The organism is Bacillus sp. JJ864, from assembly GCF_036963045.1.
Classification (GTDB): Bacteria; Bacillota; Bacilli; order Bacillales; family Bacillaceae_G; genus Bacillus_A; species Bacillus_A pseudomycoides_C.
Window position 1 is genome coordinate 1 of sequence record NZ_JBALLY010000054.1, and the last position, 14,211, is coordinate 14,211.

Sequence of the window (14,211 nt, forward strand, 5' to 3'; positions counted from 1 at the left end):
TTTTTAGAATTTTCAGTATTCTAAAAATAGAAACTTAATGCTACTATAAATCTATTCTTTTTAAATTTTTGTTAGGGGGAAAGAATGATGAAGAAAAAAAGTCTAGCGTTCATGTTAGTAACTGGAATGGCAGTGACAACATTTGGTGGGACAAGCTCTGCGTTTGCAGATTCAAAGAACGTACTTTCCACAAAGAAATACAATGAGACGGTACAGTCTCCAGAGTTTGTATCAGGAAACCTAACAAGCGAATCAGAAAAGAAAGCAGAATCTATTGTATTTGATTATTTAAACGCTGCTAAAAAAGATTATAAACTAGGCGAAAAAAATGCAGAAGAATCTTTTAAAGTACAAAAAATTGTAAAAGATCCTATTGGAGAAGCAACCGTCGTCCGCCTGCAGCAAATGTATGAAGGTGTACCGGTATGGGGATTTACTCAAATAGCTCATGTTGGGAAGGATGGTGTATTAAAGGTTGTATCGGGAACAGTTGCGCCTGATTTAAATAAAAAAGAGAAATTAAAAAATAAAAATAAAATTGACGGAAAACAAGCAATTGCAGCTGCACAAAAAGATTTGGGGCTGAATCCAAAATATGAAGTAGAGCCGGCGGCGGATTTATTTGTATATCAAAATGGTGAGGAAACAACATACGCATATGTTGTGAAACTAAATTTCTTAGATCCAGAGCCAGGAAACTATTATTATTTCATTGAAGCTGATAGTGGCAAAGTACTGAATAAATACAATACAATTCATAATGCTAACACTGAGAATAACGCACCAATTAAACCTGTAACAGGAACAAATAAAGTTGGAACAGGTAAAGGTGTATTAGGTGATACAAAGTCCATTAATACAACATTATCTGGATCTAGCTATTATTTACAAGACAATACACACGGCGCGGTAATTTACACATATAATGGGAACAACCGGACAAGATTGCCGGGAACGTTATGGGCAGATAGCGATAATATCTTTAATGCGACCCGTGATGCAGCAGCAGTGGATGCACATTATTATGCAGGTGTAACATATGATTATTATAAAAAAACCTTTAACCGCAACTCTTATAACGATGCTGGTGCACCGTTAAAATCTACGGTTCATTATGGAAAAAATTACAACAATGCCTTTTGGAATGGATCACAAATGGTGTATGGTGATGGAGATGGATATACATTCATTCCATTATCAGGAAGTATAGATGTTATCGGGCATGAGTTAACACATGCCGTTACAGAATATAGTTCAAACCTTATTTATCAAAATGAGTCTGGTGCATTAAATGAAGCTATTTCAGATATTTTTGGTACGTTAGTAGAATACTATGATAACCACACCCCAGATTGGGAAGTTGGAGAAGATATTTATACCCCTGGTACAGCTGGAGATGCAGTTCGTTCGATGAGTGATCCAACAAAATATGGTGATCCTGATCATTACTCTAAACGTTATACAGGTACAAGTGATAATGGCGGCGTTCATACAAATAGCGGTATTATCAATAAAGCTGCTTACTTATTAGCAAATGGCGGTACACATTATGGTGTAACCGTAAACGGTATTGGTAAAGATAAAGTAGGCGCAATTTACTATCGTGCAAATACAGTATACTTAACTGAATCTGCAACTTTCAGTCAAGCGCGTGCTGCCTTAATACAAGCAGCAGCTGATTTATACGGCGCAAACTCTGCAGAAGTGGCAGCCGTGAAGCAGTCATATGATGCAGTTGGTGTAAAATAGGTACCATTCCCCTTTATATAGTGAAAGAGGCTGTCCAGAAAGTGAAACTTTTAGGACAGCCTCTTCGCTTTCGTATAGAATTCCTTATAAAACGCCATAACCCAAAACACGTTTAGTCACTTTTAAATCACATTCATTCATGTGCGATTACATAAATGCTAATACTATGTATCCTACTCTATTATTAAAAATAAACCCTTTTCTTGACGTTATTGCGTACCTTCAAATGCATAGAAGGCTGGTGTTTTAGTAGAATCAGTATGTATTTTTAGCCTCTCATATAAAGATGGCATCAATTCCTTTACTGTTTCACTATTCTCCCACTTTACTTCAACAATATCATTGTCAGGGTCATTAATGTTTATTTCTCCATCAATAATCTTTGCATGGAATGTAATAATTAAAGCATGATGACCTCTTTCTTCAAAAAACACTTCCCTAATAGAATGTAATTTATCTACAGCAATATTATATCCTGTTTCCTCTTTTACTTCGCGAATTACAGCCTCTTCTAAAGTCTCATCTCCTTCAACTGCCCCGCCTGGCAGACTCCAATAATAAGAATCACCCTTTATGTTTTTAACTATTAATATATTTTCATTATTATCATAAATTAAAGCTGAAACTACATTCACTCTTTTCAAGAATAACCCCTCCTTTGGAACTTATTTCATAATAACAACTAAATCGATTATACTAGAAGCAAAATTAAGAATGAAAACTCCCGCCACTTATCTCCCTCGGATCTTGAAGTGGGGGTTTCTCATGTATCATCTTCAAGAGATGCTTAACACAAGTGGAGTTGACACAGCTGCCAGATGGCACACCCCCTCTATTCCATCGGCAAATGCCTTTGGAACTGCTTTTTTTAAGATGTTATAGGCACCATTCACATCAGCGTTCAGTAGCTTGTTCTCTTTCGTACGATACAAGCCGCGTTTGAGACGTTTCCCACTGAATACAAGGATGTCTTCCTCACCGTAAATGGGAATCGTATCATTGTCTAGAAAGGATGCCTTGCTTGTATACGATTCTTCCACCACTTTTACCATGATACCTTGCCTCTTCGCCTTGTAGTTGATCATTTCAATGAGTAGATTATGTGGGATATGGCAAAAGGATTGATTCTGTCGTTTTCCCATCTCGCTGTTTTGTTTCCATGCTGTATTTTTCCCAATCATAATCGTAGAAATCTCCTGTTGAATCGCAAACTGAACAATATGATAACTCATTTTATGAAAGAGATCCTTTATTTTGAGAAACCGTTTCTCATGAAGCCTCTCTAAACGTTTTGATGTGTGAGGTCCTTCTTTTGGTTCTTTTCCATGACGAAGAATGCCCAGTAAATGCGCCTTTTGTTTGTTGTAGTATTGATTGATACTTTTGATAACATTGCCCTTTACTAACATAGGAGTAGCCTCTGTATTCGTTACGATGGTTGCAATGTTATGGATTCCTAAATCAATACTCATGTAACAGTTGTTGTCAACATGCTTAGGTGATGGCTCGGACTGTTCTGTCACAATTTCTACCTTAAACTTCCCGTAAGCAGAAGAAACACGGACCTCTTTTAGATTTTGGATCTGTCCGAACAATTTACCGATATTTAATTTGATACTTGTCTTTGGAAAACGAATATACTTATCTTGGAGTTTACATACTTGATTTGTGAATACAACTTCTCTCATAGATAATTTGATATAGTTTGGAATACGAGGTTTACCAGTAAAAGCAAAAGGATGTGTTTTGTATTTTTTCATGGCTCCAAAAAATGAATCCCAGTTTTGGTAAAGCTTTCTCATAACGGCTTGATTCACTTGTGATGGTAGGTTTATATAGTCTTGTTGCTTCATTGTTTTAAACAAACAATCTTTGAGATTGTGTCTGCTCCAATTACTAGTACTTTTTTGTGGAGCCCAGATGAAATTAAGCTATGTGCTGAATGCAATGCATAAACAAATCCTGCACACGCTGCACTTAAATCTATGGCACCTGTTTGGGATATATTTAATTGGTCCTGTATTATACTTGACACAGATGGGAATGGAAAATCTGGTGTGCTAGTTGCCACAATAATCATATCTACATCATCGATTTTTTTATTATATCTGTACATTAAATCTTTTACAGCAGATACACATAAATCACTGGTAAATTCATCAGGACGAGTTATTCTACGTTCATGAATTCCAGTTCTTTGAACAATCCACTCATTATTTGTTTCAACCATTTGCTCAAGCTCAAAATTTGTTAATTTCTTTTTAGGTACATAGGTACCAATAGCTGTAATTCTTGCTTTTGACCTCATTTGTTTGTCCCCCTTTACTGTTATTATACTTAGTATTATAATCTAATATTAGTACTAGATACTAATATTTGCCAATAATTTGAAATGAAAATAATGGTAGTTAAATACCACTTGTGAAAGTATAAAGGAGAGGGATTTATGTTCAATACTCAAGAAATTAAAGAAATTATTCCACATCGTTACCCGCTTTTATTAGTTGATCGCATTCTTGAAATAGAGGAAGGAAAACGCGCAGTTGGAATTAAAAATGTTACTGCTAATGAAGAATTCTTTAATGGTCACTTTCCAGATTATCCAGTAATGCCGGGCGTTCTAATTGTAGAGGCGTTGGCACAAGTAAGTGCAGTTATTATGTTAATGAAAGATGAAAATCGAGGAAAAATTGGGTTATTTGCTGGTATTGATCGTTGTCGTTTCAAGAAACAAGTCCACCCTGGAGATCAATTACGTTTAGAAGTAGAAATAACAAGAGTCCGTGGTTTAATCGCAAAAGCAAACGCTGTTGCTACAGTAGATGGAGAAATCACTTGTGAAGCAGAAGTTACATTCGCTCTTTTCAAGAATAAGAAAGCCTAAAGATTTATTATAATCTTCACCTTCTTTTCTATAGAATTTACTCTTTTTCTCTTACACAAAAAATCACCTCTTAAGATAGCGGTATCTCACGAGGTGATTTTTATCAAACTTTTTTATAAACCTACACTACATCCCAATCAACTTCCTGGTTATTACCATCATTACAAATATATAAAAGGTAAAGATTCTTTCATTCACATTATTCTTCCGGCGTTATCCAAACAATTTGCTGCATCCGAATAAAGAACGGTGTCTCTTCCTCTTCAATCACAATATGGTCTGGTTTAACGGCCTTTAACATGCCCTGCAAACTGCCGCGCATTGTATCGACAACAACATTTTTCCCAACAATCATTTGTAATGTTTGCACAACGTATGGATCCACGCTAGAAACTACTTCTCCGTTCAACTGATAACCATTTCGAAAATCCCCGTACACATCTTCGTATGAATAATCCATTTATTATCCCCCTCTTTCTACAATTCGCTTGTATTGTATGAAAGGAAATAGACCGATGTGCCTATCTAAAAAAGAAAAGAGATGCCATCATTACGGCATCTCGATATATATTACAAGCTAGAAGGTTTACCGTTTCTAACTTATGATTCCCATTTATACGTCCAAAATTGTTCACCTTGTAACCATTTTATCGTCGCTGGATCTTGTTTTTTTAGCTTTGCTTCCATTTCTTCTAACATCGCTTCTGTTTGTGAGCGATGTGCTCGAAGTGCTGTTAATTTTTGCGGTAATACATCGCTTATATCGTTAACAACATCTGGCTTCCCTAACACTTCTTCACGATTTTTCGTGATAGCCACTGCATGAATAACTGGACGTTCTTCTTTTGGCATACGTTCTACTGCGCGAACAGCTGCACGTCCAAATGCATTGTGATCTGGATGTACGCCGTGCTCAGGATAAAACGTGATGATTAAAGATGGATTCACATCACGAATTACTGCTTCAATTTTATCCGCTACAAATTCAACGTCTTCAAACTCTAACGTTTTATCATGGAAGCCAAGTAAGCGTAAATCTTCAATCCCCATCGCTTGGCATGCTTCTTCTAATTCCCGCTTCCGAATGCTCGGAATTGTTTCGCGATTGGCAAATACGTTTTTCCCCATGTTCCGTCCCATTTGCCCAAGTGTCCCGCAAGCATACGTAACAGGGACTCCATTATTTCGATATTGACGAATTGTTCCTCCCGCCGCAAATGATTCATCATCTGGATGCGGAAATACTACAAGTACGTGTCTTTCCATAATCTCCACTCCTTATGCAAACGGCGTTAAGCTTAATTGCAGTGCAACCGCTAGACGCCCTTTTTCATCATGGCCTGCTAATAAAAGACGATTTTTTTCATCTTTTTCCCAATGTGTCACACCTTCTGCATATACCCAACCATGCTCCATTTTTAACCCTATGCGATATGGATTCGTCCCAGTAATCTTACCACATTCAAAGCGAATCACTGCATTACGGATGAACGCCCCAACTGTCATCGTTTTTTCATTTACATGTGAAGCATATGCACCATTTGTCGTTTCTAAATGAAGGTATACATCTTGATTTAGAAAACGTTCGATTTCACTTTGTACGACAGAAGTATCTGTTATTATTTCCATCGGATTTCACCTCTTTTAATCAGTTTACGAAAAAATAATGTAAATTGCTATCTCTTATAATAGAGGACAATGATTACTTTGCATATTTTTTTGCTTTTTATATCCATTACGGTATGTGAAATTATTTATCTTTTTTGATGTGTTCAGTATTTTCATTTCTTTCTGTATGTGAATTTGCTACAATAAAATTTATGCAGAGGGATGCATTTCGACATTTTTATACAAAACTATGTATAGGATTCTTAAAAAGAAGGTGAACACTTTGGATCATTCAGCACATGAAGTTGCAAACTGGCAATACTATTTTGCCATTGCTGTATTTTTAGTTACATATGGCTTTATAATCTCTGAAAAAATTAACCGTGCTGTTATTGCTTTACTTGGCGCTGCCATTATGGTGATTATGGGAATAGTAGATTTACATACTGCCTTTACTACACATATTCAATGGGAAACAATCACTCTATTAATTGGAATGATGATTCTCGTACATATTACAAGTCAATCTGGTGTCTTTGAATATGTGGCAATTAAAGCTGCTAAAGCTGCGGGCGGAAAGCCAATTCGAATTTTACTGCTTTTATCCCTATTAACCGCAGTTGGTTCTGCATTTTTAGACAATGTAACGACGGTTTTATTAGTTGTACCTGTTACATTATCGATTACGCGTATTTTGAAGGTACCTCCTGTTCCGTTTTTAATTTCAGAAGTATTATTTTCGAATCTCGGCGGAACAGCAACGCTTATTGGTGATCCTCCAAACATTATGATTGGATCTGCAAATAAGCATCTTGATTTTAATGCATTTTTACTGAATTTAGCACCGATTGTTGCTATTATTTCTGCTGTTACGTTACTTATTATATATATCATGTATCGTAACAAATTAAAAACAACTGACGAACAAATTCAGAAATTGATGTCTTTAAATGAAACTGATTATATTCGCGACCGCAGCTTACTCGTTAAGTCTTTATCCATTTTAGGACTAACAATACTTGGATTCATTTTTCATTCTATTATTCATGTTGATGCTGCCGTTATCGCTCTACTTGGCGCTGTCCTTTTAATGCTAATCGGTGTAAAAGAGCACGAAATAGAAAATGTATTTGCACATATTGAATGGGTAACGATTTTCTTCTTTGCAGGTTTATTCGTTCTTGTCGGTGCACTTGTTGATATCGGGCTTATTTCCTCACTTGCCAAAAAGGTATTGGACATAACAAATGGAGATATCGGTTATGCATCTATCTTAATTTTATGGGTATCCGGGGCTGCTTCTGCCACAATTGATAACATTCCGTTTGTCGCAACAATGATTCCGCTTATTCAAAACTTAGCAAGTGGACTTGGACTTTCAGCGGATTCTCAGCAAATTGAAGTACTATGGTGGGCATTATCACTTGGAGCTTGCTTAGGAGGAAACGGCACGCTAATTGGCGCTTCTGCCAACGTCGTTGTAGCAGGTATTGCCAAACGTGAAGGATGCGGTTTCTCATACATGGACTTCTTAAAAATTGGGTTACCATTAACAATTGTTGCACTACTTTTATCACATGCATATATTTATTTACGTTATTTAATGTAGAAAGGTTTGCAGCTTAAGCTGCAAACCTTTCTTTTTCACCAAAAGATACCGATAATTGCAAGACCACCTAAAATGATACCGCCAACTTGGCCGACCATTGTTGGTGTCCATTCAATTCCCTTTTTCATTTGTACAACTGGTCTTTCATGCCGCATTTGTTGCACCTCTGCTTGCAGTTGATGAATGGAACCATGCAATTCCTTCACAAGTTCCTTTAATTCTACTATTTCTTCTTCAGCTGACTTCCTTTTTTCTAAATTCATTTTCAAATCTCCTTTTAAATCAATAGATTAAATAATGTTGGATTGTGATTGATTTCCATATAGCGTATTCCTTCTTCTTCCATTCTTTTAATAAGAGGCTCATAATCTTCTTTTTTCTGCAGTTCAATTCCAACTAATGCTGGACCATTATCTTTATTATTTTTCTTCGTATACTCGAAACGAGTAATGTCATCATGAGGTCCGAGAACGTTATCTAAAAACTCGCGCAAAGCACGTGGCCGCTGGGGAAAGTTAATTATAAAATAGTGCTTTAGTCCTTCATAAATTAATGATCTTTCCTTCGTTTCTTGCATTCGATCAATGTCATTATTGCCACCACTTACAATACAAACAACTGTCTTTCCACGAATTTCGTCTCGGTATAAATCAAGCGCTGCAATCGGCAATGCACCAGATGGCTCGGCTACAATCGCATTTTTATTATAAAGTTCAAGTAATGTTGTACATACTTTTCCTTCTGGTACAGCAACAATATCATCTAGTACGCGTTTACAAATTTCATATGTAAGATAACCAACTTGTTTAACCGCTGTTCCGTCCACAAATGAATCAATATGCGGAAGCGTGACAACCTCTCCTTGCACAAACGCCTCTTTCATCGAAGCAGCACCTTCTGGTTCCACTCCAACAATTTTCGTTAAAGGACTAATCCCTTTTATGTATGTTCCAACTCCTGCTGCTAAGCCTCCTCCGCCAATTCCCATAAACATGTAATCAATCGTACAATCCGTATCATGTAAAATTTCTACACCAACCGTCCCTTGTCCTGCAATAACCCTTGGATCATCAAACGGATGAATAAATGTTAATCCAAATTCTTCACAATATTTCACAGCTTGCCCATATGAGCTGTCAAATGTATCTCCCTGCAATATTACCTCTACGTAATCTCCTCCAAAAAAGCGTACTTGTGATACCTTTTGACTTGGTGTTGTATTTGGCATAAAAATCTTTGCTGGAACTTGTAATTTATGACATGTATAAGCTACGCCCTGTGCATGGTTACCAGCGCTAGCGCAGACAATCCCTTTTTTCACAGCTTCTATCGGTAAACTACTAATACAGTTATAGGCACCTCGTATTTTGAAAGAACGAACCACTTGTAAGTCCTCTCTTTTTAAATATACGTTACATTGATATTTCTCAGATAAAATTGGATCGCGCTCTAAAGATGTATTTCGAATCACATCTTTTAACATATTATACGCAACGAGAATATCTTCAATTTTGATCATTTCTTTCACATTTTTCATATCTTTGACCGCCCCACTGTATAATTTAAAAAAAGTTTTGTTTTACATTATACAGAATGATCTAAATTTTTCAAACGTCGTTCAAATAAAAATGAATCAACATACCCGCTATGTTGATTCATTCTTTCATGATGGCGTTTCCACCTTCATGGAATTGTTCTTTGACATGCACAAAATTTTTTACTTGTATCTTTCTAATCCACCTCTTGTCCAGAAATAGACTTCCATCCAGTAGCTGTAACGCCGGCTTCTAATCTAAGACCATTCACTACTTTTTCAATTAAAACCGTTTTCTTAGCATCACAGTGTAAAACAGCGCGAATCGTTACTTTTTTACCTTCTTCATTCTCTTCACTATATAATTCTCTTAACTCAATTTCTTCTGTATTCAACATTTGCATAAGCAACAATCTAATATGAACTTCATCTTTATTAGAGCACGTTGCAGATAACACATAGCTCATTTTCTCTGGCATTTGATCAGTTGATTTCTTATTCATAAATAGCGCAACCGGACGAAGAAAAATATTAGCTACTAAAACACCAAATGCTCCTAATATAGCTACTTTTAGAAATCCAGCTCCGACAAGAGTTCCTACAGCTGCAGAACACCATAATGTTGCAGCTGTATTTAACCCCCGTATACTAAAGCCGTCTCGAATAATGACTCCCCCTCCTAAAAAGCCAATTCCACTAACAACTTGAGCTGCAATCCGCGTTGGACTCGATTCTCGTGTTACGATAACTGATAATAAAACAAACAAGCATGCACCTAATGAAACCAAAGCATTCGTTCTTAAGCCTGCCATACGATGAAGCCACTGACGCTCTGTTCCGATAAGGGCCCCAGCTAATATAGCTACAAGTATACGAAGGGCAATCTCTTGCAACATCATCTTATCCACCTCAATCTATGTATAAAGGAGAATTCTATATAAAACCCTCCACTTTATAGTTTACCTTAATTCTCATTAACATGAATTTCAGAAGACTATCTTCTTCTATAAATCCCCTGTACACTCGCCCTTACATGTACAACCGAACTAAAAGTTCACAATGTTGTAAATGGAATTTTTAATCATTATTTCGTTTCGTTAAAACGATAAAGCTAAGCATCGCACCGATATGACAACAAACAATTGTAATTCCCATCGGTACAGCTGTGTGTTCTCCTTGAATACCAACTAAAGGTGCTACTACAGCGCCGGAGATAAAAGGTAACAGTCCTAGTAAAGCTGCAGCGCTTCCTGCTGCTTTTTGCTGATTTTGCATCGCTAAAGTAAATCCAGTCGTCCCAACAATCCCTACACTAGAAACAATCATAAAGAAGCAGATTAACACCCCAATTAAAGAAGGAGCCAGCAAAATAATCAGAAGAAGCATTGTGCCTCCGAATAACGCCAAAAGAAGTCCCGTTACTAATAAAGTACGTTCTTTAATTTTCCCTGCCAAACGCCCTGTAACTTGCGAGGCAATGATTATCCCAAAACCGTTAATCGCAAAAAATAAACTATATAATTGCGGCGAAGCACCAAAAATATTTTGAATGACAAACGGTGATCCTGAAATATAAGCAAACATCGCTGCTGTAATAAACCCTTGAGAAAGTGCATATCCCATAAATACACGATCTTGTAATAAGCGTTTATAATGTGACAAACTCTCTCCCCATCCACCTGCGGTTCTTTTTTCTTCGCACAACGTTTCTGGCAATATAAAAATAACACTTAACAACATAAGTCCACTTAATATACCTAATACAATAAATACCCAGTGCCAAGAAGCAAAGCTTAAAATTTGCCCCCCAATAATAGGTGCGAAGATTGGAGCAGCTCCGTTTACTAACATTAAAGCAGAAAAGAATTTCGTAAGCTCTGAACCCGTGTATAAATCTCTCACAATCGCACGTGAAAGTACAATCCCCGCTGAACCAGCTGCCCCTTGCATAAAACGTAAAACAATGAGCACCCATACAGACGGTGTTAGCGCACATAAGAATGACGTAACCGCATAAATAACAAGACCAATTACAATTGGTTTTTTTCTCCCTTGACGGTCGCTCCATGCACCGACCCACAATTGCCCTAACGCGATCCCTAACAAACATGCTGTTAAGCTTAACTGTGTAAGTGCACTTGTCGCATGCAAATCGTCTGTTAAGGCTGGAAAAGCAGGAAGATACATATCAATAGAAAGCGGTCCAATCGCAGATAAACTTCCGAGAATGATCGCTAAAATGATTCGCTTATCTTTTGCGACTTGTACTTTCATTTGTAATTCTGTTTGCAATTATATAACCTCCTTTTTCTCCTGCACAAGTGTGCAGAATGAAACAAACTCCCATTACTAAAAGCTTCATTTTATGTTTCAAATTACGTTTATCCTTCTCACCTGCATCACTTCACAAGAATATAGAATAATAAATTAGATGTAACCATTTTAGTTACAATTATACTTATTGTCAATAAATTTACCCGATATTTTTCCAATTTAAGCATATATAAAAGGATATCAACAAATGTCGATACCCTCTTACCTTCTATATTTCTAGATCTATTCTCTTTAAATTCACTATTTTACAACTAGTTTGTACTGATGCCTCGCGCCGTCCAAATGCGATCAATTTCTGCACCGTGCTGTCCTCCATATAGGAGGGCATCTGCTTGCTTAATCGCTTTAGCACCGTCACGGAAAGTAGCGTTAGGAGTAAGAGACCAATGCGATTGTAAAATAATCTTTGTCGCAATATCTCGGCCAAAAGCTTGCGCCATGTCATACTCACCTTGTGACCAAATTTCACCGTCCGCATGCACTTCATTTACTATATCTTTCGGATACACTTTGTTATTATCTAATCTACGAAGGCAAGTTGGATTCGTATTGGAATAAGAAGTTGAATCCCATTCTCCAATACAAGCTTTTCCATAACCTGTATCTGATACAGCATCTTCATATGTAGCTCCTAAGAAATCTCCAAACCCTTCTCCCATAGCTCCGCCTTCCGAAGAGTTCCCAAATCCAGTAACTTGATTATCTTGTATAGAATGGCCATATTCATGGGCAATCACCCCTGCATCTTCCGCATCATCAACTCCGCCAGAACCAAATGTCAGCGCCTTAGTTGAAGGCGAATAAAAAGAATTATCTGCTGTAGATGTATTCACATTTGCTTTAATAGAACGGTTGTTAATATTATTAAACCCAAGTTGTTGTATATATCGCTGCAAAGTATCGATGTGATAATATGCCATAACATCTTCAAATCTATCATTTGAACGTGTGTAGTTATATTGAAGAGAAGTAGAATACGTTTTTACTTTCGACGCAATCGTCACATAATCTCCAACCAAATATCCTGATCCATTGAGACCTTTTAAAGTGACCGTTTTCAATTGGTTATTCAATGCAGTAGAATCTGAGTCTTTATTGTCAGTCAATCCAGCCAAGCTCCCACCCGTTACTACAGGGTTTGGCAGAAACACCTTCCCTTGTCCTTCTGCTTTTCGATTTAAATCTTTTTTCTTAAGTAATTTCCCATTTTCCGCATCAATAAATGTTTCCCAAGCACCAAATGGTTTTTGAGAATGAATAACAACCCGATACACGGGAATTGCCACACCTTCTTCTATTATATATCCAAATTCACGCGTAGTTGGAGCCCATAAAGTCGCATCATCAGCTTCAAGATACTGAGTAGATTTACCTTCCGCTTCTTTTTCACTTAGCTTTTGCTTAATTTCCTTCACGCTCTGTACAGGAAGGTAATCCGAAACTGCCAACACACCTTGTCCTCCTTTATTGAGCGTTACGGTTACTTGTCTAGAGAACACAGGAAATCCATTTACTGCTTGTTGAAATCTAACATAAGATGCCACCTCTGTATCTGTCGTAGATACATATTGTAAATCTGATATATCCGACTTCAAAGAGTACTGCGCTGCATTCGCTTTTAAATATTCGGTTGCCTGTTCTTGCAGTGAGACATTTTGCACTTTTCCCTGTGTCTCTTCTACCGCTGAAACAGTATGAATCATACCAAAAATCAATGGAATTACGGTAGCAACTGTGACAACTTTTTTCAACAAAACTATCACTCTCCTATTCTAGAATTGTTTCGAATGTACGAGTAATTCTAGAGCGGACAATATTTTACCTTTTTGATTTCTTTAAACTTAATTAAAGAAAGATTTTCTCAATAATTTTCTTAAAAAAAGAAATGTTTTACAAAGACATAAAAGCCCTATCTTAGAACCTTGCTAATAAAATTTCTTTATTCCTTATCCACCATTCACTTCCCTATAATCTATATATATTCCTTATATGAAAGTGAATTTATTATCCAAGTTTTAATATCCCCATACACTAACATCTCGTGCTTAGCCTGTAATAAAAATAGATTCGTATGTTCAGCATCAGAAAAAATACAAAATTCGCTATCTTTCAATGTTTTCATATTTATTTTGTTGTTATGGATTGAGAAGTCAATGAACTCTAATAGAGATACTACTTTTTCTCCGGTAAAAACATTTTTGTTAATTTCTTCTTCGGAAAATCCAGCTACCTCAAAGGTCAAATCAATATAATGATTTAATTTTGTTAGACAAGAATTTATCGCATAATATCTAATTTCTCTCTCACTGTTCTTTTGATTATTTTGGATAAGCGGATTAATATGTAAGGAATTCTTTAAAACAGATTTTGTATCTGCTATATATGATTTCAATCTACTTAATTTTTTCCCATCCAATGTCTTCATCTTTATTTGTTGATAGTCCATTATGTATCACTCCTAGTTTGTCGAATTAACATTGTTTTATATATATT

At 36.5% G+C, this 14,211-nt stretch carries 14 protein-coding genes and 1 pseudogene; 3 read left to right on the plus strand and 12 right to left on the minus strand.

What is annotated here, in order from left to right; all coding sequences use genetic code 11:
- Positions 1-87: 87 nt before the first annotated feature.
- Positions 88-1,749 (plus strand): M4 family metallopeptidase, encoded by a 1,662-nt coding sequence (locus tag V7024_RS09980; protein WP_335519022.1) that lies wholly within the window; start codon positions 88-90, stop codon positions 1,747-1,749.
- Between the two features lie 209 nt (positions 1,750-1,958).
- On the opposite strand, the gene V7024_RS09985 is transcribed toward V7024_RS09980, so the two are convergent.
- The 3 genes and pseudogenes from V7024_RS09985 to V7024_RS09995 form a co-directional block, all read right to left on the minus strand.
- Positions 1,959-2,393 carry an NUDIX domain-containing protein gene (locus tag V7024_RS09985; protein WP_438824459.1) on the minus strand — a complete coding sequence of 145 codons (435 nt, stop codon included), beginning with the start codon at positions 2,391-2,393 and terminating at the stop codon, positions 1,959-1,961.
- Between the two features lie 132 nt (positions 2,394-2,525).
- Positions 2,526-3,602 carry an RNA-guided endonuclease InsQ/TnpB family protein gene (locus tag V7024_RS09990; RefSeq protein ID WP_335519025.1) on the minus strand — a complete coding sequence of 359 codons (1,077 nt, stop codon included), beginning with the start codon at positions 3,600-3,602 and terminating at the stop codon, positions 2,526-2,528.
- Between the two features lie 14 nt (positions 3,603-3,616).
- Positions 3,617-4,057: pseudogene (locus V7024_RS09995) on the minus strand (ketoacyl-ACP synthase III); the annotation flags it as partial.
- A 138-nt stretch (positions 4,058-4,195) separates the two neighbouring features.
- Here V7024_RS09995 and fabZ point away from each other — a divergent pair.
- Positions 4,196-4,633 (plus strand): 3-hydroxyacyl-ACP dehydratase FabZ, encoded by a 438-nt coding sequence (gene fabZ / locus V7024_RS10000; protein ID WP_335519028.1) that lies wholly within the window; start codon positions 4,196-4,198, stop codon positions 4,631-4,633.
- A gap of 199 nt (positions 4,634-4,832) precedes the next feature.
- On the opposite strand, the gene V7024_RS10005 is transcribed toward fabZ, so the two are convergent.
- From V7024_RS10005 to V7024_RS10015, 3 genes are all read right to left on the minus strand, one after another.
- Positions 4,833-5,093, minus strand: coding sequence for a YuzF family protein (locus tag V7024_RS10005; RefSeq protein WP_335519031.1), 261 nt, complete (start codon positions 5,091-5,093; stop codon positions 4,833-4,835).
- A gap of 140 nt (positions 5,094-5,233) precedes the next feature.
- Entirely contained in the window at positions 5,234-5,899 is a 666-nt protein-coding gene (gene bshB2 / locus V7024_RS10010) for a bacillithiol biosynthesis deacetylase BshB2 (protein WP_335519033.1), read from the minus strand.
- Positions 5,900-5,911: 12 nt separating this feature from the next.
- On the minus strand, positions 5,912-6,262 hold the full coding sequence (locus V7024_RS10015; protein ID WP_335519036.1) for a YojF family protein: 351 nt from the start codon (positions 6,260-6,262) through the stop codon (positions 5,912-5,914).
- Between the two features lie 262 nt (positions 6,263-6,524).
- Between V7024_RS10015 and V7024_RS10020 the strand changes: the two genes are divergently transcribed.
- Entirely contained in the window at positions 6,525-7,850 is a 1,326-nt protein-coding gene (locus V7024_RS10020) for an ArsB/NhaD family transporter (RefSeq protein WP_335519039.1), read from the plus strand.
- 35 nt (positions 7,851-7,885) lie between these two features.
- On the opposite strand, the gene V7024_RS10025 is transcribed toward V7024_RS10020, so the two are convergent.
- The 6 genes from V7024_RS10025 to V7024_RS10050 all read right to left on the minus strand — a co-directional run bounded on the left by V7024_RS10025 (position 7,886) and on the right by V7024_RS10050 (position 14,164).
- The gene (locus V7024_RS10025; protein ID WP_098917418.1) at positions 7,886-8,113 is read right to left on the minus strand and encodes a hypothetical protein; all 228 of its coding nucleotides are present in this window, start codon (positions 8,111-8,113) and stop codon (positions 7,886-7,888) included.
- A 14-nt stretch (positions 8,114-8,127) separates the two neighbouring features.
- The gene (ilvA, locus tag V7024_RS10030; protein ID WP_335519043.1) at positions 8,128-9,387 is read right to left on the minus strand and encodes a threonine ammonia-lyase IlvA; all 1,260 of its coding nucleotides are present in this window, start codon (positions 9,385-9,387) and stop codon (positions 8,128-8,130) included.
- 194 nt (positions 9,388-9,581) lie between these two features.
- Positions 9,582-10,283, minus strand: a complete 702-nt coding sequence (locus tag V7024_RS10035; RefSeq protein WP_335519046.1) for an MgtC/SapB family protein — start codon at positions 10,281-10,283, stop codon at positions 9,582-9,584.
- 178 nt (positions 10,284-10,461) lie between these two features.
- Positions 10,462-11,658 carry a multidrug effflux MFS transporter gene (locus V7024_RS10040; RefSeq protein WP_335519054.1) on the minus strand — a complete coding sequence of 399 codons (1,197 nt, stop codon included), beginning with the start codon at positions 11,656-11,658 and terminating at the stop codon, positions 10,462-10,464.
- Positions 11,659-11,969: 311 nt separating this feature from the next.
- Positions 11,970-13,421 carry a M36 family metallopeptidase gene (locus V7024_RS10045; RefSeq protein ID WP_335519057.1) on the minus strand — a complete coding sequence of 484 codons (1,452 nt, stop codon included), beginning with the start codon at positions 13,419-13,421 and terminating at the stop codon, positions 11,970-11,972.
- Between the two features lie 269 nt (positions 13,422-13,690).
- Positions 13,691-14,164 (minus strand): hypothetical protein, encoded by a 474-nt coding sequence (locus V7024_RS10050; protein WP_335519048.1) that lies wholly within the window; start codon positions 14,162-14,164, stop codon positions 13,691-13,693.
- Between the last annotated feature and the right edge of the window lie 47 nt (positions 14,165-14,211).

Bases quoted from the DNA above. Each gene is read 5' to 3' on its own strand.
- V7024_RS09990 (WP_335519025.1), bottom strand. From the start codon at position 3,602: ATGAAGCAACAAGACTATATAAACCTACCATCACAAGTGAATCAAGCC.
- V7024_RS10015 (WP_335519036.1), bottom strand. From the start codon at position 6,262: ATGGAAATAATAACAGATACTTCTGTCGTACAAAGTGAAATCGAACGT.
- V7024_RS10025 (WP_098917418.1), bottom strand. From the start codon at position 8,113: ATGAATTTAGAAAAAAGGAAGTCAGCTGAAGAAGAAATAGTAGAATTA.
- V7024_RS10040 (WP_335519054.1), bottom strand. From the start codon at position 11,658: ATGAAAGTACAAGTCGCAAAAGATAAGCGAATCATTTTAGCGATCATT.
- V7024_RS10005 (WP_335519031.1), bottom strand. From the start codon at position 5,093: ATGGATTATTCATACGAAGATGTGTACGGGGATTTTCGAAATGGTTAT.
- V7024_RS10035 (WP_335519046.1), bottom strand. From the start codon at position 10,283: ATGATGTTGCAAGAGATTGCCCTTCGTATACTTGTAGCTATATTAGCT.
- V7024_RS10050 (WP_335519048.1), bottom strand. From the start codon at position 14,164: ATGGACTATCAACAAATAAAGATGAAGACATTGGATGGGAAAAAATTA.
- fabZ (WP_335519028.1), top strand. From the start codon at position 4,196: ATGTTCAATACTCAAGAAATTAAAGAAATTATTCCACATCGTTACCCG.
- V7024_RS09980 (WP_335519022.1), top strand. From the start codon at position 88: ATGAAGAAAAAAAGTCTAGCGTTCATGTTAGTAACTGGAATGGCAGTG.
- bshB2 (WP_335519033.1), bottom strand. From the start codon at position 5,899: ATGGAAAGACACGTACTTGTAGTATTTCCGCATCCAGATGATGAATCA.
- ilvA (WP_335519043.1), bottom strand. From the start codon at position 9,387: ATGAAAAATGTGAAAGAAATGATCAAAATTGAAGATATTCTCGTTGCG.
- V7024_RS10045 (WP_335519057.1), bottom strand. From the start codon at position 13,421: ATGATTCATACTGTTTCAGCGGTAGAAGAGACACAGGGAAAAGTGCAA.